15 protein-coding genes and 1 pseudogene are annotated in these 26,312 nt (G+C 39.3%); 12 read left to right on the forward strand and 4 right to left on the reverse strand.

The window, feature by feature from the left end; all coding sequences use genetic code 11:
• The first annotated feature begins 475 nt into the window (after positions 1-475).
• On the forward strand, positions 476-2,731 hold the full coding sequence (locus tag BW142_RS20140; RefSeq protein ID WP_076926117.1) for an acyl-CoA dehydrogenase: 2,256 nt from the start codon (positions 476-478) through the stop codon (positions 2,729-2,731).
• Between the two features lie 191 nt (positions 2,732-2,922).
• Here the strand turns inward: BW142_RS20140 and BW142_RS20145 are convergent, their stop codons facing one another.
• On the reverse strand, positions 2,923-3,885 hold the full coding sequence (locus BW142_RS20145; protein WP_076926105.1) for an integron integrase: 963 nt from the start codon (positions 3,883-3,885) through the stop codon (positions 2,923-2,925).
• A 383-nt stretch (positions 3,886-4,268) separates the two neighbouring features.
• Here BW142_RS20145 and BW142_RS20150 point away from each other — a divergent pair, with 383 nt between their 5' ends.
• The 4 genes from BW142_RS20150 to BW142_RS20175 all read left to right on the forward strand — a co-directional run bounded on the left by BW142_RS20150 (position 4,269) and on the right by BW142_RS20175 (position 8,121).
• Entirely contained in the window at positions 4,269-4,523 is a 255-nt protein-coding gene (locus BW142_RS20150) for a hypothetical protein (protein WP_076926106.1), read from the forward strand.
• Positions 4,524-4,735: 212 nt separating this feature from the next.
• Positions 4,736-6,274: a transposase gene (locus BW142_RS20155; protein WP_076926107.1), complete on the forward strand. Its 1,539-nt coding sequence runs from the start codon at positions 4,736-4,738 to the stop codon at positions 6,272-6,274.
• A gap of 245 nt (positions 6,275-6,519) precedes the next feature.
• Positions 6,520-7,254: a hypothetical protein gene (locus tag BW142_RS20165; RefSeq protein ID WP_076926108.1), complete on the forward strand. Its 735-nt coding sequence runs from the start codon at positions 6,520-6,522 to the stop codon at positions 7,252-7,254.
• 501 nt (positions 7,255-7,755) lie between these two features.
• On the forward strand, positions 7,756-8,121 hold the full coding sequence (locus BW142_RS20175) for a hypothetical protein (RefSeq protein WP_076926110.1): 366 nt from the start codon (positions 7,756-7,758) through the stop codon (positions 8,119-8,121).
• A 90-nt stretch (positions 8,122-8,211) separates the two neighbouring features.
• Here the strand turns inward: BW142_RS20175 and ltrA are convergent, their stop codons facing one another.
• The gene (gene ltrA, locus BW142_RS20180) at positions 8,212-9,567 is read right to left on the reverse strand and encodes a group II intron reverse transcriptase/maturase (protein ID WP_076926111.1); all 1,356 of its coding nucleotides are present in this window, start codon (positions 9,565-9,567) and stop codon (positions 8,212-8,214) included.
• Between the two features lie 942 nt (positions 9,568-10,509).
• On the opposite strand from ltrA, the pseudogene BW142_RS20185 reads away from it, so the two are divergent.
• The 7 genes and pseudogenes from BW142_RS20185 (at position 10,510) to BW142_RS20215 (ending at position 19,603) form a co-directional block, all read left to right on the forward strand.
• Positions 10,510-11,554 (forward strand): annotated as a pseudogene (locus BW142_RS20185) (transposase).
• 131 nt (positions 11,555-11,685) lie between these two features.
• On the forward strand, positions 11,686-12,642 hold the full coding sequence (locus BW142_RS20190; protein WP_076926112.1) for a DUF1679 domain-containing protein: 957 nt from the start codon (positions 11,686-11,688) through the stop codon (positions 12,640-12,642).
• 146 nt (positions 12,643-12,788) lie between these two features.
• A complete protein-coding gene (gene upp / locus BW142_RS20195) occupies positions 12,789-13,418 on the forward strand; it encodes a uracil phosphoribosyltransferase (RefSeq protein ID WP_024591723.1) in 630 nt (209 codons plus the stop codon).
• A gap of 9 nt (positions 13,419-13,427) precedes the next feature.
• Complete coding sequence (locus tag BW142_RS20200; RefSeq protein ID WP_007580880.1) at positions 13,428-14,666, forward strand: uracil-xanthine permease family protein; 1,239 nt, start codon at positions 13,428-13,430, stop codon at positions 14,664-14,666.
• 144 nt (positions 14,667-14,810) lie between these two features.
• Complete coding sequence (locus BW142_RS20205) at positions 14,811-16,556, forward strand: HAD-IIB family hydrolase (RefSeq protein ID WP_076926113.1); 1,746 nt, start codon at positions 14,811-14,813, stop codon at positions 16,554-16,556.
• Positions 16,549-17,769, forward strand: coding sequence for a glycosyl transferase (locus BW142_RS20210; protein WP_002958673.1), 1,221 nt, complete (start codon positions 16,549-16,551; stop codon positions 17,767-17,769). Before BW142_RS20205 ends, BW142_RS20210 begins: the two co-directional genes overlap by 8 nt.
• A gap of 55 nt (positions 17,770-17,824) precedes the next feature.
• The gene (locus BW142_RS20215; protein ID WP_076926114.1) at positions 17,825-19,603 is read left to right on the forward strand and encodes a sugar phosphorylase; all 1,779 of its coding nucleotides are present in this window, start codon (positions 17,825-17,827) and stop codon (positions 19,601-19,603) included.
• Between the two features lie 104 nt (positions 19,604-19,707).
• Here BW142_RS20215 and BW142_RS20220 read toward each other — a convergent pair whose 3' ends face one another.
• Positions 19,708-22,548, reverse strand: coding sequence for a TonB-dependent receptor (locus tag BW142_RS20220; RefSeq protein WP_076926115.1), 2,841 nt, complete (start codon positions 22,546-22,548; stop codon positions 19,708-19,710).
• A 546-nt stretch (positions 22,549-23,094) separates the two neighbouring features.
• Positions 23,095-25,935: a TonB-dependent receptor gene (locus tag BW142_RS20225; protein ID WP_076926116.1), complete on the reverse strand. Its 2,841-nt coding sequence runs from the start codon at positions 25,933-25,935 to the stop codon at positions 23,095-23,097.
• Between the last annotated feature and the right edge of the window lie 377 nt (positions 25,936-26,312).

Consider the following 26,312-nt stretch of genomic DNA (forward strand, 5'->3'; position numbering starts at 1 on the left):
TAAAAGAAATGGTCGAGTTGGCGTAAAAGCACTCTGGAAGGGGTGGTTGAAATTAGCAGACATGGTCGAATCTGCCGAATTGTTAATATCAATTCAGCAGACAGAAAAGTTGTGATCAAGAGACAGGCCTACATGGATGTAGGTAAGGGGCGTGAGCAGGACGCGGAAGCTTTGCTCGGTTTTTACTTAGCCCACTAGGTTACAAACCTCGTGCCGCGATTAAATAGCCCCTAGTTTGAACAAATTTTAATCCGCAAAGATCAACAGACCCTAGAGCTTTTGCTGTTTTATTCATCATTTTAGTTAAAATACTTTTTTTCAGCGTACAGCTGTAAGCCTTTGTGTTTCAACAGTTTACGTTCAGGTAAAGAAAATAAATTGAAAAAACTGTTAATTAATTGAATAGAGTAATTGATCTAAACGATTTTTTATGACGTAATGTAGGTATTATTTAGCTGGTCGGATGAGTTCAATCATGAGTTTACGTACAAAACTAAAAAAAGTATTACCAAGTATTTCTATCACAGAACAAGAAGCGCTAGACGCGGGTGATGTATGGCTTGAAGGTTCTATCTACCAAGGTAAGCCTGATTTCAGTGCACTTCGCGACGTACCTGCTGCTAAATTAAGCGCAGACGAGCAAGCATTCTTAGACGGTCCAGTAAAAGAGTTACTGGGCATGATTGACGATTCAGTGATTCAAAACGGCATTCATTTACCAAATGACATCTTAGAATTTTTGAAAAAAGAGCGTTTTTTCTCGCTTATCATTCCTAAGTCGTTTGGTGGTTTAGAGTTTAGCCCTTATGCAAACTCTACTATTGTTGGCACAATTGCGACTAAAAGCTCAGCAGTTGCGGTAACCGTAATGGTTCCTAACTCGTTAGGCCCAGGTGAGTTATTACTTCACTTTGGTACGCAAGAACAACAAGCACATTACTTACCACGCCTAGCAAATGGTACAGACATTCCATGTTTTGCATTAACAAGCCCAGAAGCGGGTTCTGATGCAGGTGGCATTCCAGACATTGGTACAGTAACTAAAGGCATGTACAACGGCGAAGAAGTGCTTGGCCTTGAGATAACATGGGACAAACGCTACATAACGCTTGCACCTATTGCTACTGTACTTGGTTTAGCCTTTAAAGTAATGGACCCAGATGGTTTATTAGGTGGTAAACAAAGCTTAGGTATTACCTGTGCACTTATTCCTAAAGAGCACCCAGGTGTAGAGCTTGGTAATCGTCACGACCCAATGGGTATTCGTTTTTACAATGGTACTACACGTGGTAACAAAGTATTTGTACCAATGGATTTTGTTATTGGTGGACAGAAAAACATCGGCCGTGGTTGGCAAATGCTGGTTAGCTGTTTAGGTGCTGGCCGTGGTATTTCATTACCTGCGCTAGGTGTTAGTACAGCACAAGTTGCATTTAAATCAGCATCTGAATACGCAGCAGTGCGTGAACAGTTTGGTTTAGCCATTGGCCAGTTTGAAGGTATTCAAGAAAAACTAGCTGACATTGCAGGTAAAACATATCTACAAGAAGCAATGCGCGTACTTACAACTGAAGGTTTAGGCATGGGCTTAAAACCATCAGTAGTAACTGCAATCGCTAAATACCACATGACAGAGCTTGGTCGCGACGTGCTTGATTCAGCAATGGATATTCAAGCGGGTAAAGCGATTCAAAACGGTCCACAAAATACATTAGCAAGTGGTTATGTTGCTCAGCCGATTGCCATTACGGTAGAAGGCGCGAACATTCTTACTCGTAACCTAATGATATTTGGCCAAGGTGTTATGCGTTGTCATCCATATTTACAATCTATGGTTGAGTCAATTCACAGCGAAGACAAAGGTGCAGATAAAGAATTTAACGGTATTTTACGTAAAACAATTAGTTACAGCACAGCAAACAGTTTACGTGCTTTCCGCTTAGGTGTTTTACCATTTACAGCAAGTGCTAATTCTGAATTACCAGAAGTACGTGACTACGAAAAAGCAGTACATAAATTATCTGCAAAACTTGCAGTGTACGCAGACTTTTCGTTACTTGTACTTGGCGGTAAGTTAAAACAAGCAGAAATGCTATCGGCACGTTTAGGCGATGTAATGAGCTTCTTATATGCAGCTATGGCATCAATTAAATACTACGAGCAAAAAGTATCAAGTAGTGACCGTGAGCAAGCAGCGCCGTATTTCCATTACGCGACTCGTTTTGCACTACAAAGCGCTGAAGAAGCATTGCATAAGTTTTTAGATAACTTCCCTGCAAGTGGTACTCGTAAGTTTATTCGTTTCATTACAATGAACTACTCAACTAAAATGCCAAAAATTAGCGATGATTTAATCCGCGAACTAGCTAAGCAAGCTCAGCTAGATACCGCATTTAAAGCGCAAATCACGCATTTAGTTAAACCAGTAGTGGGCGATGGCCATCATATTAATGAGCAAGCTTACAAAGCTAAAATGGCATCACTTGGCGAGCTGGCTAAAGTTAAAAAAGCACTACGTGCTAAAGTAATTAAACCAGGTATACGCTTTAACATCACGCTTGATAACGCACTAGCGGCAAACGTAATCACGCAAGCTGAACACGTTCAGTTAATTGATTACAACATCAAACGTGAAAAAGCGATTCGTGTAGATGAGTTCGATTTTGACATGAACATACTAGACGATAACGCACAGCCGATTAACCCGCTTAAAAGCGTAGTTAATCAGTAAGTTAAAGTAACAATATTCAATGATGCAAAGCGCCCGTAGTATCGGCGCTTTTATTTTTGATTAAAAAATTAGTGTGGAGCCCCGCTTGTGTAAAAACAAGCGGGGCTTTTTTATGTGTTTTTAAAGTGGAAATAGATGACGGTATTGATTTGTAAGCGAATATGTATGCGTAGAGGATTAAAAAGAGACGCTTATAACCTCGAAAAAGGGCTGATAACCCCGTTAGCACCTTGTTGTAGTACATGGGTATAAATTTGTGTAGTACGTACATCGCTGTGACCTAGCTGTGTTTGTACTGTGCGGATATCAGCGCCGCTTTGCAGCAAATGCGTAGCGAAAGAGTGACGCAAAGTATGTGGCGTAACATGTTTATTAATATGTGCATCAAAAGCGGCTTTTTTAACAGCGCGTTGTAATTGTTTTTCATCGATATGATGACGTCTTAATTGCTTACTCTCAGGATCAATGCTTAATTTATGTGATGAAAATAAATATTGCCAGCCCAGCTGTCTATTGTGGTTTGGATATTTTTTACGTAATAAATGAGGCATGTAAGCGCCGCTATACAAGGGGTTTTTCAAATCTAATTGCAGGTAACTATCAACTAATTGTATTTGAGAACGTAATTGCGGTGTGAGCTCTACGGCAAGGGTTACAACACGATTTTTGCCTCCTTTGCCATCCCAAATTCGAATGCAGTTATAGTCAAAGTCAATATCGTGTATCCGTAAACGCAGTACCTCCATTAAGCGCATACCGCTACCATAAAGTAATCCACAGGGTAAATAATGCTTTGCAGAGCACACTTTAAAAAAATTATTTATTTCTTGCTGCGTTAAAACTACCGGTAGTTTAGTTGCTCGTTTGCTCTTAATAAAACCTAATGATAATGAAAGTGGTTTTTTAATCACTTCTTTAAATAAAAAGCTCAATGCATTTAAGGCTTGCGCTTGAGTGTTAGGAGCAACATTTTGTTGGTTGACAAGGTGGTTTAAAAAAAGTTCGACCTCATTGTCTCCCATCGTTGTTGGGTGCCTCATAGAGTTAAATCGAATAAACGAAGCTATCCAGTATAAATACGCTTTAACGGTACTTTTAGCATAACGCTTTAGATACATTTGTTCGGCTATCATAGTTAAAAAAGGTGATTTCATGATATGAATCTCTAGCAAAAGTTAACTGTATATATAGACAGTGCTTGTTGTTTTGTCCAATATTACTGATCTCCACCATTTCGGTGCATTTTCGCACTGATTAAAAATAATTTTCAGTTAACTAATTGTTTACAGGTGTTTATTTGATGGTTAAGATAAATGCATTGTAATATATGGACATTTGTCGGTTTATAAAACGACAAATGTCGTAGACAAAGTTGTTATATGCCATTATGAAATTAAGCATTGTATTCATTCTCTACCTTTTTTCTTCTCTGTCTTATGCAGGAGGAGACCACTTTCCGATCTTTATTAAGTCTATTGAAATATCAGGTAATAAATTTTCATTCATAGCGGACACTAATTTTTCTAAGAGAAAGTGGATGGACGAAGATTGTAAATCAATTAAAGTCAGCGGGACTTACGACACATTTAAATGGTTTGGTTATTCTGCACCAATGTCGAAAGATTCGCATAAAAAAGCATTAGAGGCTTTGCTATCATCAAAAAATACTAGCTCGGAGATTTACTTCGGTTACATTGGTGCGGGCTTAATTAAAGAGGCTAATTGTAATTACCAAAGTAAAGGCTTAATGTATGAAAATGATATGGTTTATTCCATTTATCACAGCATATAACAAGTCGTTAAAGCAGGACAAATAACAGTTGGCTTTTGCTCCTGCGTCGCTTATTTTAGCCAACATATTATTTGCCTCTTAACGAGGCGTTGAGGCTGTAGAATTACTCTTTTTAGGAACGTATCCAACTATTCTTGGTTGGTTGCTTTTTAACCTTGAATCCATCTGTTCGCTGTGATCTAATAGATATTATTCACCCACGGTAAACTGTTATGGCTAACTACAAGCCTGACTTATCCTGTCAAAATAAATTCATTCCTATCAATTTCGCTGAGCAAATTCTGCCTGGCACTTTTGAGTATGCCCTTTGTTATATTGTCGAAAATAAACTCGATTTATCGGGGTTTGACGCGTGGTACAACAATGACAAAACGGGCGCTGCTGCGTATCCGCCTTCGGTAATGCTAAAGATTATTTTATTGGGCTATGCACATGGTTTTATCAGTAGCCGTCGGATTGCAAAGGCTTGCGAGCATAATATTTTATTTATGAGTGTTTCGGGTGATATCCAGCCACATTACACATCTATAGCGGGTTTTGTGGCTAAAATGCATGGACAGATTGAGCCGCTTTTTACGCAAGTGCTGATGATATGTGATGAGGAAGGCTTGATAGGCCGCAACATGTTTGCCATTGATGGGTGTAAATTAAAGTCCAATGCGAGTAAAGAGTGGAGTGGCACATTCGATGAGTTAGGTCGCAAAAAAGCAAAACTAGAACGCGCAAGCAAACGTATTATTGAACGCCACCAATCACAAGATGGACTGGGCGAAGAATTGATAACTCAGGATTTGAAACAAAAAGAAAAGCTAGATAAAAGTGCAGGTAAAATTACCGAGTTCTTAGCCACTCACAAAGAAAAAACAGGCAGTAAAGGCAAGCCTGTTAAAAGTAATATCACTGATCCAGATAGTGCAAAAATGACTACCTCAAAAGGCACAATCCAAGGCTACAACGGCATCGCTATTAATGACGATAAACACCAAATCATCCTGCAAGCACAAGCATGGGGTTCAGTGGGCGAACAACAAACTTTACAGCCAGCCGTTGCACAATTAAAACAGCAACTCGCTAAACTCAATACAGAAAAACGCGCAGATGAACATACTATTAAATTCACTGCAGACAGTGGGTTTAACAGCGAAGTGAATCTTGGATTTATGGCGCAAAGTGGGTTCGATACGTACATTGCAGATAACCAATTTAGAAAACGAAATCCGCTGTTTAAAGCCAGCGAAACATACGAAACGGAGCAAGAAAAGCGCCGACTAAAACGCAGCAAAGGCAAGCCTCGGTTATTTACCTCAGACGATTTTCATTATGATGAAGCAACCCAAACATGCCGCTGCCCAGCAGGTAATGATATGTGGCGAAGCGGAGTTAATGTAAACAGCCATAACCAACAATACACACGATTCTGCGGTTACTTAAAAGATTGCAAAGTATGTCCACTACAACAGCAATGTATGCGAAAGCCACCCATTAAAACGGGGCGACAAGTACAGTTTATAAATAATAAATCACGCAAAAAGCTGAGCTATGTAGACAAAATGAAAGTAAAAATAGACAGCCCCATAGGTCGACGACAATATAGCAAACGACTTGGTTGTATTGAGCCCGTGTTCGGGAACATTACAGTGAATAAAGGCATGAATAAATTGACCTTACGGGGTCAAACGAAAGTGAATGCGCAATGGCAACTGTATTGTCTTGTTCATAATATAGAAAAGCTGCAAAACACGATGCATTAAGAAGGGTAAGCCCTTTTACCCTAAATAAAAGCCACTCAACCACCCTTAATCCCTTCCAAAACGTCAATTAAAACAATATCAAACACTTCAATATTCTGCGTAAAAATACAGTAATTAATTGAACCAAAATAGGAACTCAGCTATGGTTTGTTTATCAATAAAAACAAATTTAAAAACGAGTTAATCTACAGGCTCGTTATGTTCTTTATGTGAATTATACTGCAACACTCTAATAGGGCGGGATTTTGGACAACATTTATTACTTGATATTAGGGTTAGTAGCTTTTTTTTCGATTCTATTCTTATTGCCGACTGAAGCAAAAAAGATAAAAAAACAGTTTAAGCGTGAAGTAACAGCGTTAACTGAAAGTATTGATGAAAGAATAGTTAGAATTCAGGGTAAAGCGGTTTTAATAGAAGAATTAACTTCTCCGATTTTTTTAAAGGAAGCTGCAGTAGTCGAAACCAAGTTTTACGAGATGTCAGAATATGCGAAACGTAATACTGGATTTAGTAGTAACAAAGGTAATTGGTCGTTAAAAAATTCGAAAAGCCAAAAAGTAAATTTCTTGCTGCAATGCGGAGGAGAATTCGCACTTATCGATGTCGAACATTGCAAATGGCTACTTACGAAAAATATCGAAACTGTAAACAACTATGGCGATATTGAAGAGCTCTTTTTTAATGGCAAATATAAATATATAGATCTTGCCCCTAGAGTTTTAAAGTTTATTTCGACGTTGGGCTTGAATGCCAAATATTACAAACACAGCATAGACGAAATCATTAAGTTAGACGAATGTGCAATTGAAAATGGCAATCATATTTCAGCCATTGGCAATTGCACATTACGTGATGTTAAGCATTACCCTGAGCTATTTAAATATTTACCAGAATACATAGACAAATTATATATAATTACTGGGACTGAAACAGAGCCAGTATACTTAACTGATGACTTTGGTATTTTATTTGGTTAGTGTCCTGTTGTTTAAAGAACATAACAAGCGCCTAAACTCCGACAATGTAAAGTTGTCATGTTTTTGGCAAACAACGCAAAAAGCCATGCCAACACATTGCGTGTTAGGCGGGCGTTATAACTCAAAATAATCTCATGAGAATTCATAAATTACATTTACCGCTGGTAGTTGCAACATTAATATTCTTAGGTGGGCTTTTGTCACTGACTTGGGAAACATATACGTCATACGATGGAGGCATTGGTTCACTAGCTTTGATAGTTGTTTACCCAATTGCGATGTTAAGTGAGGTTACACTTATTCCACCATTTGTAATTTGGTTCCTAATCATTGGTTTTTTCGCATATTTAGATTTTTACTTTTCTCGTAAGGCTAGGGTAAATCTTAACCATGAGTTATAACAAGCTGCTCAAGTTCGCAGCAAAAAACGCTGCGGGACAGTTACTCGCTGGCTTCGCCAACAACACTCGTAACTGCCCCTTAGCAGGGCGTTAGGCACTTATGAGACATCCCGCTAGAGAAGCCATTAATAAATTCAATAAGCTTTTGAATCTACATGAAGATCCGCTCATGCAGGATTGGGAAGTTGAATGTGCAGATGCCTTGCGTATTGAAGAGTTTATAAATTGTTATAGAACTTCTGCTAGCACGGATGATGAACGCTTCACATTGATGGCTCTAATTTTAGGCAGCTTTGAAGAGTATCATGGGCTGGAGACTCCAAAACCTGAGGTGTGGGAAAAGATTAGATATATACTTTCGACAGAGTCAAAATTGCACGAGGATCATATAGAATACTATAGCTGTTTAGAAACTGAAGTTCCGGAAGAGTGGTTTCCAATAACACCGTTAATTCGAGCGGTATAGTACGTGCGCAATAATTGCCTAATCGGGTAGCCGGAGGTCTCTAACCTCCAGCCCCCACACCACCCATCATGCGGGTCCGCAATGGGCGGTTCATCTCCCGTAATGAATATTGATCCAAATATCTCTCAATGACACTAAACCTTGTGATGCTAAATAGTCATTGCCTAGCGCAATGTTAATTCCTTTTGTTTTCGAGCTTCGACAAGGGCCTTTGCTGGTGATACCACAGGCTATGGCGAGTCGTTCGCTAACACCCAGCTTTATTAAACTGCGTACTTTCGTGCGTGGTTTACGCCATTGCCGCCAGTAGCACATTCTTATCCTACGGCGTATCCAATGATCTAAATCCACCGTTAACTGATAAGCGTTGGCTATTAGGTAATAGTGTCCCCAGCCATGTAAATACTGCGTGAGTTTATGAATTTGTAGGGTCATTGAGATCCCCCAGTTGCGGTTAGTGAGCTCTCTTACATTTGCTTTAAATTTCTTTAGCGCCTGTTCGTGGATCTGCACATGACCGTAACGGAAGGTAAACCCAAGAAATTTCGAGCCTGATACGGGACCGACTCGACTTTTCGATTCATTCACTTTGAGCTTTAATCGGTTAGTGATAAACGCAGTAATGTCCCTTTGGATTATGAGCCCTTCGCTTTTCGTTTTTACTAAGATGATTATGTCATCAGCATAGCGTGCAAACTTAAGGTGTTTGTAGGTTAGCTTCTTATCTAATTCATCGAGTAAAATGTTGGAAAGCAAAGGGGATAATGGCCCACCTTGAGGGACTCCTTTGGTTGACTCAAACCACAGACCTGTTTCGCGCTCTGCTATCCCTGCTCGCAGATATTTACCGAGTAGGCGCATGAGTGCTTTGTCTTTGATTTTACGAGCAACACGATTCATCAGCATGTCATGGTTTACTTCATCAAAGAACTTAGACAAGTCAATATCAACTGCTGTTTTATAACCTTGTTTAACACAAGATTGAACATGATTTACTGCTTGGCTGGCTCTTTTATGAGGGCGATAACCATAACTATGTGGTGAAAATAGAGGCTCAAAGTCAGGGCTAATCACTTGAGCAATAGCTTGTTGGATCACTCTGTCGATAACAGAGGGGATCCCAAGCATTCGCTCACTGCCATCGGGTTTGGGTATCATCACGCGTTTGACTGGCAAGGGTTGATAAGTGCCGTTAAGTAATTGGTGTTTAATACCCAGCCAATGTAACTTAGCGAAGTGATTAAATTCCTCAATGCTCATATTATCAATACCGGCAGCCCCTTTATTGCGCTTAACGTGTTGCCATGCTGCACCAATATTGTGGTTGCTCAGTACACTTGCCATCAGGTCACGATCTGTTTGGTTGTATTCATTCGAGGTATTATTCACAGCAGAACGCTGTTCATCACTATCACAACCCGGTGCTCTATGTGAATTCAAGTTCAATTGTAGTATCTCCTCTGGTTAAGATGTTCAGGCCTTCACCGTGTCCCCTCCATTACGATGGGCGTTTGGCTACTATGCCGTCTGCTGACTTCTGATAAATCACTCTAGCGATTACTCGATAAAGCGCGTCTAAACTAACGCTTGTTTACTGCTATTTCGCTCGCTGTAGGTCGCAGCAACCAGAGCGCCAAGGGTTGAAAGACCAGTCCCTAACTGGTAATCTCCAAGCGTTAGCGCGGATGCGTGTTTATCAGATCTCCCCGAATAAGGTGCATCGACTTTCTCTGCACAACTGCATCATTTACGGTGGCCGTTAGATCACATGACTTCGCTATCTTGTGCTAGCTCGTCTTCAGCCTACGTCTCATATGATATTTTTGTTCATCAGCTCGCAGATTTGCTAGCGGCTTCCTCCAGACTATCTCTCGCGATTTAGCCCTTGCCATTCGCTAGTAGTTATCGTTTAATAACAGTATGTTATTTAAACGGTGATCTTCCTACAGAGGACTTTCACCTCATAAGTCAATGCCCATGTCGGGCGTACACAAACACAGTCAGTGCGACATTTATTCCGGCGCTTTTTTTATGCCGGCCGCTACGCTGGCATAAAAAAAACACCTACATAAATGCGCCTGCTGTGGGCGTTAGGCATCTAGGAGTAGGTATTGAGTTCGGAGCCTGATTACGGGAGCTATACAGTAGGGTAATAAACGGGTAATAAACAAGGTAATAAACAAGACACCCATCCTAAATTTCAAGGTAATAAACAAGACACCCATCCTAAATTTTGCACTTTTAGAAGTTAAAGACTAGCTTTTATTTAGTGTAAAAAATAAGCAGGGTGTCTTATGGGGTAATAAACAAGACACCCATCCTAAATTTTGCACTTTTAGAAGTTAAAGACTAGCTTTTATTTAGTGTAAAAAATAAGCAGGGTGTCTTATGGCAATCGCAAGAAAGCGTCAAGTAAGTTTGGTTGATACAAAATACTACCACTGTATTTCACGTTGCGTGCGTCGTGCTTTTTTGTGTGGTGAAGACCGTTTTACTGGTCAATCTTATGAGCATCGACGAGGCTGGGTTGAAGATAGGTTGCTCGTATTAGCAAAAATATTTTGCATTGATGTCTGTGCTTATGCTGTTATGAGTAACCACACGCACTTAGTGTTGTATGTTGATGATAAGAAAGCGAATAGGCTAAATGATAAAGCGATTATTATTCGCTGGCATAAACTCTGTAAAGGCACATTACTAACGCAAAAATATGTACAAGGTGAAAAGCTAAGTAAAGTTGAACTTATTTTTTTTAATCAAACAGTAAAGCAATACCGAGAGCGCCTATCAAGTATCAGCTGGTTTATGCGGCTATTAAATGAAGACATTGCTCGCAGAGCAAATAAAGAAGATAACTGCATGGGTAGATTTTATTCGCTGCCATCCATGGCGCTCACCCTTCGGGCCGCCTAAGGCGTTCAAAGTTGTTCCATACAATTTTGTGGGAGGGGCGATTTAGCTCAGAAGCACTGCTTGATGAAGCCGCACTTGCCGCCTGTATGCGTATGTCGATTTAAACCCCATTAGAGCCAAAATGGCTAAAACGCCAGAAGAATCAGACCCTACCAGCATCAAACAGCGTTTAACGTATGCAAAGGATGGTAAACAGCCAAAGCAACTACAGCGCTTTGCAGGCATGCCACGCCAAATAATGCCAAAAGGACTCCCGTTTGAGCTTAAATCGTACCTTGAACTTGTTGAATTAACAGGACGTTGTATACGAGAAGACAAGCGAGGGTATATTGAGAGTACACACTTGCCTTTACTAGAAAGGGTGAATATATCTCCAGAAAACTGGTTAAAGCTTACAACCCAATTTACGCGCGTATTTCATGGCGCAGTAGGCAGGCCAGTCTCACAAGAAGGTTATTGTGAAAACTTAAAGCGAAAGCGGCGAGCGAATATCAGTAACTGCGAAAAGCTACTGGCATAAAACTTAAACTTCTCAGTAAAAATTAAAACTGCAATTATGTAGCCATTTTCATACGTGCAATTTAGACTCATAGCTCGCAAAGAGTGAACCTAAGTTAAACTAAGCAAAACAATAGGATAGTTATTTTTATCATGGCATTTTACGTTCCTTTATTACAGCCTCATTTTAAGCACATTGAAATTGGCGATACGCTTACATTACTTTGGAGTGGGTGTGGCAGTATTGTGCAGTGCCAGCTTGATGATGAGCCATGTGTTGTTAAGGCGATTAAAATTCCAAGCTATATAAATCATCCTAAAATTAAACAAAGCGAATTTGCACTAAAAAGAAAGCAGCACTCGTATAGTGTTGAATACACTTTTTATAAGCTTTATAGCCCGCATTTACCAGCACATGCGCAAAGTATTGAATGTATAAGCGCAATTAATAAAGGCGATGAATACGCATTGGTGTTTAAAGACTTCACCAAACATGGGTTTACTCAAGCAGGGTCACAACATGTTAAAGCTATATTAAAGTGGCTTGCACACTTTCATGCGTTTAACTTAAGTAAACCCGCTGATGGGTTATGGCAGCAAGGCAATTACTGGCATTTAAGCACGCGCCCAGATGAGTTTAATAAACTAAAAGATAACCTTGATAAAAAGTCCGATATTAAAAATGTTGCACATAAAATAGATGAGCAACTACAAAGTTGTGCGTACAAAACGCTGATTCATGGCGATGCAAAACTTGCTAACTTTGCAGCAAATGAGCGCGATCAAATACTCGGTTATGATTTTCAGTATATAGGTGCAGGTTGCGGGATAATTGATGTAATGTATTTTATGACCAGTTGCTTGAGTGATGCACAATTACACGAGTGCGCTGATGAGTACCTTGTGTATTATTTTGACAATTTAAAGGCTGCTATTACAACTTATCACCCTTGGGCACCAGCAGGTAAAATAGCTGACGATTGGCTCGCTTTATGGCCTGCTGCATGGGCTGACTTTTATCGATTTTTAGCTGGCTGGAGCCCCGAGCATCAAAAAATAAATGGTTATATGCAACAGCAAGTAAACAGCTGGTTAGCGGGTAACATTTAATAAACACAATTGGTTGATGGCTTGCATAAATATCAAGCAAAACAATGCATTTTGGCACGATGTATGAAAATCTCTTTAAAACTACAGGTCAAATGACCTTTTTTAATATAAAATACTGCAAATTCTTGTATCAGTAGGTTTATATCATGGCAATTCACGTTATTTCTCACCCTCTTGTTCAACATAAACTAGGCCTAATGCGAGCGCATGGTATTAGTACTAAAAGCTTTCGTGAATTATGTTCTGAAGTTGGAACCTTATTAACTTACGAAGCAACTAAAAACCTACAGTTAGAAGATAACGAAATTACAGGCTGGGATGGCAATAAATTAAAAGTAGAGCACATTAAAGGTAAAAAAATTACCGTAGTGCCTATTTTGCGTGCTGGTCTTGGCATGATGGACGGTGTTATGCAGTTATTACCAGCCGCTAAAGTAAGTGTTGTTGGTCTTGAGCGTAACGAAGAAACACTAGAACCAGTACCATATTTTGAAAAGCTAGTAGGTAATATTGATGAACGCCTAAGCTTAGTTATTGACCCTATGCTTGCAACGGGTGGCTCAATGATTGCCACAATCGATATGCTTAAAAAAGCAGGCTGTAAGGAAATCAAAGTAATTGTACTTGTTGCAGCACCAGAAGGTGTTGAGAGAACACTTGCCGCTCATCCAGATGTAGAAATATTTACAGCCTCAGTAGATAGCCACTTAAACGAAAAGGGCTATATTATCCCTGGTTTAGGCGATGCAGGCGACAAAATATTCGGTACTGTTTAGGAGTCTTAAGTGCAAAATAATGACACCTTTTCAATAAAAACTATTTTAACGGGCGCGCAAATGCTGTTTGTAGCATTTGGTGCACTGGTATTAGTGCCGCTTTTAACGGGCTTGGATCCTAATGTTGCGCTTTTTACCGCAGGCATTGGTACTTTGCTGTTTCAGGTAGTGACTAAAGGCCAAGTGCCTATATTTTTAGCTTCATCGTTTGCCTTTATTGCTCCCATTATTGCCGCTGTGCAAATGTGGGGCGTACCGGCCACTATGGGCGGCTTAATGGTTGCAGGTTTTGCTTATATGCTTTTAAGCTTATTAGTAAAATTTAAAGGCGTTGCAACGCTTCATAAAATTTTACCGCCTGTTGTTGTAGGCCCAGTAATTATGGTTATTGGTCTTGCACTTGCGCCTGTTGCTGTAAATATGGCGATGGGTAAAAGTGGCGACGGCAGTATTCAAATTATTGATTACACCAGCGCTATTTATATTTCATTGTTCTCGTTAGTGGTTACGCTTATTTTTGCAGTATGGGGAAAAGGCGTATTTAAGCTTATACCTATATTAGCAGGGGTTGTAGCGGGTTATTGTTTATCGCTTGGTATGGGCGTTGTGCAATTTGACGCAGTGACTAACGCACAGTGGTTTGCTGTACCAAACTTCACTTGGCCTGAGTTTAAATGGCAGGCTATTTTGTTTATGGTACCTGTAGCAATCGCACCTGCAATTGAACATATTGGCGACATGATGGCTATTAGCCAAGTAACCAATAAAGACTTTTTGAAAAAGCCTGGGCTTCACCGTACTTTGTTTGGTGATGGCCTTGCTACTTCTGCAGCATCGTTATTTGGTGGCCCGCCTAACACTACTTACTCAGAAGTAACGGGGGCAGTTATGCTTACCAAAAACTTCAATCCTAAAGTAATGATGTGGACAGCCGTTATTGCCATTATTTTAGCGTTTGTAGCTAAAATGGGATCTGGTTTGCAAACTATTCCTGTACCTGTAATGGGCGGCATTATGATTCTACTTTTTGGCTCTATTGCTGTAGTGGGTTTAAATACATTAGTTAAGTCGGGCGATGATTTAACAGCACCACGCAACTTAAGTATTGTTGCACTTATTTTGGTGTGCGGTATTGGTGGTATGCATATTGGTGGCAGCCAATTTAGTTTAGAGGGCGTAAGCCTCTGCGCTATTTTAGGAATAGTACTTAACTTAGTATTACCAAAAGCAGAACCTGAAAAAGTTTAATTTTGTACATTAGGTAAATAGATTGCACCATAATAGCGCATTTTGAATGCGCTATTTTTTTAACCTATTAATAAATATATAAAAATAATAATGGTCTAGTACCTGCATTTAACTCCCAGACGCATTGTATGCAAAGGAGTAACTATGTCAGAGGCCAATATTGTGGATATAACCCCGTTTTTAGCAAAACACCAACTGCCTTTAAAGTATCAATATTTGAGTGAGCAATATTTTGTTCCACTCGCGCATGACATCCTCGAATCTAAAAAAACAAATACTCCTATTTTTGTTGCCATAAATGGATGCCAAGGCTCAGGAAAAACAACACTCGCTGATTTTTTAGTTACCTGGTTTTCTAAAAACACTCCGTTTAATAGTGTTGCATTGTCGATTGATGACTTTTATTTAGCAAAACAAGCACGTACTGAGCTTGCCAAAGATGTACATCCTCTTTTTACTACTCGCGGAGTACCGGGTACTCACGACGTAGCGTTAATGAATAGCACAATAACTAACTTACTTGCAGGTGAGATTAACATACCGCTTCCGCGTTTTAATAAACATGAAGACGACTGCGTGCCAGCAAGTGATTGGCTAACAAACAAAAAGCCCGTTGATATTATTATTTTAGAAGGGTGGTGCGTAGGTAGTGAACCACAACCGCTGTTTTCATTGAGTGAACCGCTTAACGAGTTAGAGCAACAATTTGATAAAGAAGGTGTTTGGCGCCGCTGTATAAACAGCTGTTTAGCAAACGAATATAAAGCCGTTTTTAACCTAATTGATTATACCGTTATGCTAAAAGCACCGAGTTTTAGTGATGTTTTTACATGGCGACAAGAGCAAGAACAAAAGCTAATAGCCAAAAAAGGTGAAGGCTCAGGCACCATGACTAACGAGCAATTGGTGTATTTTATTTCTCATTTTGAGCGTATTACGCGTGAGAACTTAAACACACTGAGCGCTAAAGCAAACGCTTTAATTGAGCTTGATAGCAACCGCGATATTAGCGGTATGCATCTAACAAGTGATGACACCCTCCAGCCAATTATTTTTACAGATTTGGATGGCACATTACTCGATCACGCTGATTATAATACAAATAATATCAGTGAGTTATTACAGCAGCTGCAAAATGCGCATATTCCGGTGGTGTTCAATACCAGTAAAACTTTTTGCGAAGTCATTGAGCTTAAAAATGATTTAAATATTCAACAGCCTTTTATTGTAGAGAACGGCGCAGCAGTATTTATTCCAGAAGACTATTTTGAACTTAAGCCTATCGGTTGTAAAAAAGTAGGCGCTTACTGGTGTTATGCGATGGCAAAGCCATTATCGAGTTTATTACAGGATTTAAATACCTTAAATGCCGATTACAAAGCGCATTACAAATTGTTTAGCGACTTATCGAGTGAGCAAATATCAGAGCTTACCGGGCTAGACGATGCACAAGCAAGACGTGCACAAACACGCGATTATTCAGACCCTCTTTATTGGTATGGCAACGACGAATTACTCACCGCCTTTGTAAATGATGTAGAAGCACTCGGTTACGATATAAAAATTGGTGGGCGCTTCATTCATATTGCTAAAAATACCGATAAAAGCGCTGCACAGCAGTGGTTAGTTAAACAATTTACCCATCATTTCAGAAAGCCTCTCACGGTCATTGCACTTGGTGATAGCGATAACGATAAGCAAATGTTAGAGCATGCAAATATCGCCATTATTATCGCCAACCCGGCGAGTAAAAAGCCGGTTAAATTGTCGCACAACAAAGCACGATACTCTCAATCGCCAGCACCGCTGGGCTGGATTGAAGAAATAACATCGTTGCCGTGCATTAGCAGTATTTTAAGTATTTCTGAGGAGCAAAAGTCTCATGGCTGATTTTTATCAAAATGGCATTATTACTACATTACATAACATTGCCGACAGACCAATTGAAGATCTAGAAAAAGAGCTACTTACTTTTAGTAAGCAGCGCCCAATGGGATTAATACTTCCTTCGTTATTTAGTGAGCTTGAAGGCCCTGCGCTGCAAAATATAGTTAGTGAGTTGCGTGAAGTACCTTATTTATCACAAATCACTATAGGCTTAGATAGAGCCGACGAAGCACAGTACCGCCATGCACTTGGCTTTTTTAAAGAGCTAAACCAAAACCACAAAGTATTATGGAACGATGGCCCACGCTTACAAGCACTCGATAAAGAATTACAAGAGCTAGGGGTTGCACCTCGCGAGCTTGGTAAAGGCCGTAATGTTTGGTATTGCATGGGCTATAAATTAGCAACAGCAGAAGTAGAGTCTATCGCGCTGCATGATTGCGATATTTTAACCTACGACAGAAGCTTACTTGCGCGTTTAATTTACCCTGTTGCGCATCCGCGTTTTAACTATGAATTTTGTAAAGGATTTTACCCGCGTACTGCTAATGGAAAAATTAATGGCCGTGTATCACGCTTATTAGTAACGCCATTACTTCGCTCGTTTAAAACAATTTTAGGTAATACAGACTACCTTGAATACATGGATTCGTTTAGATACCCATTAGCAGGGGAGTTTTCGTTTAGACGCGATGTATTAAATGATATTCGCATTCCAAGTGACTGGGGCCTTGAAATTGGCGTACTGAGTGAGATGTATCGTAACTACTCCCATAACCGCTTGTGCCAAGTAGATATTGCCGATAACTATGATCATAAGCACCAAGAGCTTTCACTTGATGACCAAAGCGCAGGTTTGTCTAAAATGTCGATTGATATTACCAAGGCATTATTTAGAAAGCTGGCTACACAAGGCGTTACCTTTACCAGCGAAACAATTCGTTCATTAAAAGCGACTTACTACCGTATCGGTCTAGATTTTATTGAAACCTATCACAACGATGCGTTAATGAACGGGCTAACGCTTGATGTACACCAAGAAGAAAAAGCAGTAGAAATGTTTGCGCAAAATATTATGGAAGCAGGGCAACACTTTTTAGAAAACCCAATGGAAGCGCCATTTGTGCCAAGTTGGAACCGTGTTGTATCAGCAATGCCAGACGTACTTGAGCGCTTAAAAGAAGCCGTAGAGCTAGATAACGAAGAATATAGTTAACCTGCGCGCAGGTTAACTAGCCTATAAGTCTAAACAATAAATATTAGGGGCGCATGTGATTTCAGTTAGCGAATTATTTTTACAACGAGTAGAGCAACATCTTCATATTATTTATGAGGGTGTTGAGCTGCCTTTATCGGTTACTGAGCTTGCTCAGCAACTTATTAAAATTATATTAGGTAGCAATGCACTGCGCGACCCTACACCCCATACAAATCGATGGGATGAACAAGATATAGTATTGATTGCCTATGGCGACTCAATTATTAAACACGATGATAGTGAATTTGCAGTATCAAGCCCAATAGAAGCGCCGCTTAAAACGCTACACAGGTTTATAAAAGAGCAATGTGATATGCAGCTTAATGCACTGCATATATTGCCATTTTACCCGTACAGCTCAGACGAAGGCTTTGCCGTAATGAACTACGTGCAAGTGAATGAGTCGTTAGGTGATTGGGGTGATATTCAAAACATCGCTAAAGACGTAAAGCTAATGGCAGATTTAGTTATTAACCATTGCTCAAGCAGAAGCGTATGGTTTGAGAACTTCTTAAACGATTTACACCCGGGTAAAGACTACTTTAAAACGGCGAGCTTAACGGATGATTTAAGCCAAGTTGTGCGCCCGAGAACCTCATCGTTATTAAATACTGTAACAACGCCAAGCGGCGAAAAGCACGTGTGGTGTACGTTTAGTCACGATCAGGTCGATTTTGATTTTGGTAATCCCGATGTGCTTAAAGAGTTTGTGGGAATAATTCGTCATTATTTAGACAATGGCGTACGTTTGTTTAGACTCGATGCGGTTGCATTTTTGTGGAAACAGCTTAATACAAGCTGCATTAACTTACCGCAAACACATGAAGCCGTAAGGCTAATGCGAACACTTATTGAGCACGCAGAGCCTAGTGTAGTTATTATTACCGAAACTAATATTCCAAACCAAGAAAACTTATCGTACTTTGGTAACGCCAATGAAGCGCACAGTATTTATAACTTTGCCTTGCCGCCATTGTTGCTACATACATTATTAAGTGGTGATAGTGCAGCGCTCAAACATTGGATGATGAGTATGCCGCCTGCGCAAAATGGTACGGCATACTTTAACTTTATAGCCTCGCACGATGGAATAGGGCTCAGACCAATTGAAGGTTTACTACAACCTAGCGAAGTGGCGTCATTAGTAAGTACAACCATGCAGTTTGGTGGTCGTGTATCTATGCGTACCAGTAACGATGGCACACATACACCATACGAGCTAAATATTGCGTTATTTGATGCAATGCAAGGTACGCATAATGGCCCAGATAAGTTTGGCCTTGAGCGATTTATGTGTGCTCACGCAATTATGTTTGCGCTTGAAGGTATCCCAGGGCTTTATATTCACAGTTTGTTGGGTACAACTAACGATTACGAACGTTTTGAAAATTCACAGCATAATCGCGCTATAAATCGCCATCGTTGGCAAGAGTCAAAGCTATTAGCTGCAATTAGTGAAAAGTATAGTCATCATCATAAAGTGTTTAACGGCATAAAAAGCTTATTGGCAGTACGTAAAAAGCAGGGTGCTTTTCATCCTAACGCAACGCAATTTACTTTGCATTTAGCGGGTGGGTTGTTTGGTTTTTGGAGACAAAGTATAGACCGTCGCCAAAGCATATTTTGTGTTTATAACATTAGCGATAAACCACAAACGCTCACATTGGCCGACTTAAACTTAATTAACACCCAAAAGTGGTTTGATTTAGTGGCAGATAAAACGATTGAAGAAAGCCAATTAACAATAGAGCTAGAACCATATCAAAGCGTGTGGCTGAGTAATATTAAATAAGGCGCAATAATACCAATCCTCAAAATTGATCACTTAATTAAGCGGATTTATATAAAAAGGCTCGCACTGCGAGCCTTTAATTTAATTAATAACGTTGTTACTAATTATAAGCTGTAGCTTAAGTTAATGTAGCCAAAACGGCCAATGTTATCGTAACTTGCGCTACCCGCGCTTGTACCACGTGAACCGTACGGAAGTTTACGGTTAAATACGTTATCAACACCTACTTTAACGCCTAAACCGCTATTAAAGTTATAACCGACTGTCATATCGGTAATAAAGTATTTACCGTAAGACATTTGATTACTTGGGTTCGGGTTATTTTCAAGCTCAACATTTGTATATAAATCTACTTCACTTAAAAAGCGTGTTTCAACTGTTGAGAAAAAGTTATCCATAACATAACTTACAGATAAGTTAGTTTGCCACTTAGCTTCACCTGTAGTACCTGCGTATTCAATGTAATTACTAGGGTCGTCTTGGAACGGGTAATCTTTACGTTCAATTAAGTAAGTACCAATTAAGCGTGTTTTAAAGCTACCTTCAAGCGCGTCAAAATCGTAACCTAGTTCAAAATCTATTCCTGATGCTTTTTGGCCAGCAACATTTAATACAGAGTTTTGAATTAAAGTAATTTCACCATTAGCATTACGTGTAATTAAGTTACAGTACTGATTGTTTATACCTGTTGCGCTATCCACACAGCGATCAAGAATGTCTTGCGCGTTAATTGTGTCAATTGCATCTTCAAGTTCAATTTCCCAGTAATCAATAGTAAGTAGCGCGTTTTCTAAAAACTCTGGTTGGTAAACAATGCCTACAGTTGTACTTGTTGACTCTTCGCCTTTTACATCGCGGTTACCACTGCTTAAACCATCTAAAGAGGCTGAATCGTAATCTGAATTAAAGTCACTCGCTACGCCTAATGCGGCACAGTTTGCAGTACGTGTTGCAGCGTTTGATAAGTCACCTAAGTTTTCAGCGCGACACGGGTCGTCTACATTGTAGAAAGTTTGACTCGGGGCACCAAATACTTCACTAATGTTAGGTGCACGAAGTGCTGCAGACTGAGTTACACGTACACGTAGCTCATCATTTACAGTCCAATCAAGGCCAAGTTTCCAGCTAGTTGCTTCGCCAATCGTACTGTAATCAGCATGACGTACTGCAGTATCAAACACTAAATCTTGAATAAGCGGTAAATCAGTTAAAATTGGCATTGTCGCTTCAAAAAATACTTCGCGAACATTAAACGAACCTTTATCTTCGCCCAGCGCGTTAAAGAAAGTACCTTCTGCGTTATCTGGCTCTTTTGTTTCGCTTTCTTCTTTACGGTACTCAGCACCAAATGCAACACCAACATAGCCCGCTGGTAATTCAAAAATAGCGCCATTAGCAAGTGAACCAGAAACAACCGTTTGCTTAATAGTTGATGTGCCAACAGATACCGTATTAATGTAATCAATGGCTTGTTGAGATGGTGCGCCAAAACCCATAATATTTACAGGAACACAGCCGTCAGCTTGTGCTGCAGCGCTACGACATACTACGTTACCATTTGTATCTTCAACGGCATCAAGTGCATTAAAGTAATTTGCTACAATCATGTTAGCGCCATTTTCGCGCTCTAGATCAGTTTGGCCGTATACTATTGAGGTATCTAATTCCCAATCATCAAATACTGTGCCTTTTAAGCCAGTAACAAAGCGCGTTGTTTCACGGGTATTGTTTTCAATGCGGCGGCCTAGATCGGTCATCATGCGGTTAACCATGATCGAATCAACACCTTCCTCTTCCATACGTGCTTTAATGGCTGGGTCTAGGTAAGGGTTGTCGATTTTGATGCTGTTTTCATCGTCAAAGAAGAAAAACGCAGGTTGACCTATGCTTTCGCCTTGGCTGTTTACATATTTAGCATCAAAGTAAACGTTTAAGTCGTCGGTAACATCGTAGTTAACTTTAAAGTTTACGTTGTAACGCTCAAACTCAGGTTGAATTTCTTCAAATTGGCCTAAGTTAAAAGAGTCACAGTTAGCACACGACAAGCCATCTACGTTATTACCTATGTATAAATCACGGGCGCTGCTATCAAGGTTAAAGCTATTAGTAAACCCATCTTCAAGCGCATAAACACCGGCGTTATTAATAGCGTAATAACCAGCATTAGGTGTTAAGATTTTATCAGGGAAAGCTGCGCTATCTTTGTTTGCTTCTGTTTGGGCTTGATTACGTAAACTACTAAACGAAGTGCTAGTCCATGGGTGGTCAAGTGCGTTTAATGAATCTTGGGCCGAGTACTCAATAGCAAAAGCTGCATTACCACGATCGTTATCAAAGTTAGAGCCATATGAAAAAGTTGCTTTTTCGTTGTTGTAGCTGCTTAAATCGGCAAAACCACGTGTAACACTAAAGTCCATGCCTTCAATGTTGTCTTTTAATATAAAGTTAACAACACCTGTTACCGCATCAGCACCGTATACAGCCGATGCACCACCAGTAATGATTTCTACACGTTCAACCCATACACTTGGAATAGTGTTGGTATCTACAGATTGAGAACCTGCAGAGCTTGATACATGACGCTTACCATTTACAAGTACCAAAGTACGATCTGTACCCATGTTACGTAAATCAAGAATATTTAAACCCGCAGTACCAATAAAACGGCCTGAGTTAGCCATAGAATATGTATTGCCAAGTGCAGGTAAGTTATTTAGCGCTTCACCAATGTTTACTGCGCCAGTGTTCATTAGCTGCTCGCCACTGATAACTGTAACAGGTGCAGGCGCAATAGCACCTTCACGTAAAATACGTGAACCTGTTACTTCAACACGTTCAATTTTTGTTGCTTGCTCATCTTGTGCAAGCACAGAATTACTTGCTGTTGCAGCAGCAGTAATTAATGCACATTTAATGCTTGTAGAAAGTAAATTATGGCGTTTCATTTGATTCCCAGAGAATGTTTCATAGTAATTAAATACAATGTAGTTTTATCCAAATACAGTGTGTGTTTGGATAAATCCCTATAACTTTTTTATGAGGGCGGCGATTATTGCACGGTAAAACTAGTAATAGAAGGGAGGTATCTAGATGGATTTTAATAAGTTAATCCTGTATCAATTTTTATAAAGTACATTTTATTGCATTTTTAACACTAATGTTTTTTGATTATTTGCTACAAATTTGTAATTAAGAAGGGTTGTTATTTTTTATATATACTTCTCATTATCATTTAGCGTTTTTTGTTTTCATTAGCGTGTTAATAATGAACTTTTTAGGGGGGTTATCATTACTTTTTAGGTAAGTGCTATTTAGTTAAAAAACTTTAAAAGAACACTTATTAATCTTTAATGTTTTATTTGTGTGATTTTTTGTTTTTATAAAGTAATTTTAAATACGTATCTTTTGTTACTAATAAATCTAAAATGAGTAAATTTCATCTTTAAAAAGTAAAAAGGCCCAATTAAGGGCCTTTATATTAACAATTAAACTTACATGCTATATGAAAAAGTAATGTAGCCAAAACGTCCAATATTGTCGTAGCTAGCGCTTCCGCTTCCATCACCGCGCGTGCCATAAGGTAGTTCACGATTGAATAGGTTATCAACGCCCACTTTTAAGCCAACACCATTGTCAAAGTTATAACCAACTGTCATATCAGTAATTATGTATGTACCAAAAGTAGTTAAACTATTTGGGTTAGGGTTATCGCTTAAATCTTGATCTGTGTATAAGCTTACTTCTTCGATATAACGAGTGCTTAAAGATGTGTATAAGTTCTCGTAGCTGTACTCGATATTTAAGTTAGCTTGCCATTGCGCTTCACCTGTAACGCCTGCATATTCAATGTAGTCGCTTGGCTCATCTTGGAATGGAAACTCTTTACGCTCAATCAAATATGTACCAATAAAGCGGGTTTTAAAGCTACCTTCAAGTGCATCAAAGTCGTAACCTAACTCAAAGTCAACACCAGATGCTTCTTGACCTGACACATTAAGTACTGAGTTTTGAATTAACGAAATCTCACTGTTTGCATCACGTGTAATAAGGCTACAATATTGATTCGAAATACCTGAGCCGCTATCAACACAACGATCTAGGATATCTTGTGCACTGATAGTTGAGATTGCATCTTCAAGCTCAATCTTCCAGTAATCGATAGTTAGTGTTGCGTTTTCAATAAACTCTGGTTGGTACACTAGACCAATAGTCGTACTTGTAGACTCTTCACCTTTTACATCACGGTTACCACTTTGTAAACCTTCAAGTGTTTGTGAATCATAGTCAGAATCAAAACCTTCTGGCACACCTAATGCAGCACAGTTGGCACGGCGTGTACTACTGTTTTGTAAATCATTTAAGTTATCAGCTTGACAAGGATCGTCGACACTGTAGAAAGTTTGGCTCGGTGCACCAAAAATCTCACCAATATTTGGCGCTCTTAGCGCTTCTGATTGTGTTAAACGAAAACGAAGTTCATCGTTTAGAGTCCAATCAAGCCCTAATTTCCAGCTAGTTGCATCGCCAATTGTGCTGTAATCAGCGTAACGTACAGCAGCATCTAAGACTAAGTCTTGAACAAATGGCATATCAGAAAGTAGTGGAATTGATACTTCTGTAAAAATTTCACTTACATCAAAGTCGCCTTTGTCTTCACCAAGTGCATTAAAGAATGTGCCTTCAGCATTATTTGGTTCTTTTGTTTCACTTTCTTCTTTACGGTACTCAACACCAAAAGCCACACCTACATAACCTGCAGGTAATTCAAATAATCCACCATTGGCCAAAGAAGCAGATACTACAGTTTGAGTGATTTCAGATGTACCTGTAGAAACTGTATTAATGTAGTCAATTGCTTCATCACTTGGCGCACCAAAGCCCATAATATTTACAGGAACACAGCCTTCTGCTTGAGCTGCTTCACTTCTACACACAATGTTACCATTGCCATCATCTACCGCATCAAGTGCGTTAGAGTAATTTTCAAGAATCATATTAGCGCCATTAACGCGCTCTAATTCTGTTTTACCACGTACAATGGATGCATCTAAATCCCAATCATTAAATACCGTACCTTTAAGGCCAGCTACAAATCGAGTAGTTTCGCGCGTATTGTTTTCAATGCGGCGACCTAAATCAGTCATCATACGAAGTACATTTATTGATTCAACACCAGCTTCTTCCATAAGCGTCTTAACGCTAGAATCCAAGAATGCGTTGTCTATTTGTATTGTATTACGAGGGTCGCCAAAGAAAAACGCAGGTTGCCCAATGCTTTCGCCTTCGCTGTTAACATATTTAGCTTCAAAATATGCATTAATATCTTCAGTTACATCATAGTTAACTTTAAAGTTTACGTTGTAACGCTCAAATTTTGGTTGTATCTCGTCAAACTGGGCTAGGTTAAACGAATCACAATCTGCACATAGAAGACCGTCAACATTATCACCGGTATAAATATCACGTTGAGAGCCATCAGCATTAAATGTATTTACATAACCACTACCTAAGTTAAATACACCTGCGTTATTAATTGCGTAGTAACCAGCATTTGATGTATAAATTTTATCTGGGAAATTTGGGTCGTCTTTATTAGAATCGTTTTGGGCTTGGTTACGTAGACTTGAGTATGAACCGTCAGTCCAAGGGTGATCTAACGCATTTAAAGAGTCTTGAGCAGAGTATTCAACTGCAAATGCAGCATTACCACGGCCATCATCAAAGTTCTTACCATATGAAAAGGTTGCCTTTTCATTGTTGTAATCACTTAAATCTGAAACGCCTTTAGTTACAGTAAAGTCTAAACCTTCAATATTATCTTTTAAAATAAAGTTAACAACACCTGTTACAGCATCAGCACCATAAACAGCAGAAGCACCACCGGTTACAATTTCTACACGTTCAACCCATACACTTGGAATAGTATTAGTATCTACAGATTGAGAGCCCGCTGAGCTAGATACATGGCGTTTACCATTTACAAGTACAAGCGTACGGTCAGTACCCATGTTACGCAAATCAAGAATATTTAAACCTGCAGTACCGATAAAGCGGCCCGAGTTTGCTAAAGAGTAGGTATTACCTAATGCAGGCAGTTTATTTAGAGCTTCACCAATATTTACTGCACCGGTATTAAGTAATTGCTCGCCTGTAATTACAGTTACAGGTGCTGGAGCAATTGCACCTACTCGGCTGATTTTTGAACCAGTTACTTCAACTCGTTCTATTTTGGTATCCTTAGCATCTGCTGCAATAGCAGTATGTGACAAACCAATTGCACTTAAACAAAGAGCTGTTTTTATGCCGCGTGAGAGTTGGTTATAAGATTTCATGTTATCCCCTAGATAAATTATTTATTTTTTTAGTACTTAAGCGCAATATAAAGTTCATTTTAGCAATTATTTATATACAAAATTTACATTGCGTACCCAGATTTAACACTTGCAGGGTTTTAGGCAATTAATTTTCGTTGAACCCACAAAAAAAGAGGGTGGGCTGCTTGTTAAAATATAATTAAAACAATGGTTTAAAGTGTTTCTATTAACTTTTGTTTTGTGTAATTAGCAACGTTATTTTATTGTTTTGTTTTTTTAGTTGTTTATATTCAATGGTATATATACCTGTCGGTTTTAATTGTATTTTCATTATTGTGATTTATGAAATGGAATTCTTTTCTGTTAACTTGTGAAGTCTGTTTGTCACCTAAGTG

It is taken from the genome of Pseudoalteromonas sp. EB27 (assembly GCF_001974875.1).
Lineage (GTDB): Bacteria > Pseudomonadota > Gammaproteobacteria > Enterobacterales > Alteromonadaceae > Pseudoalteromonas.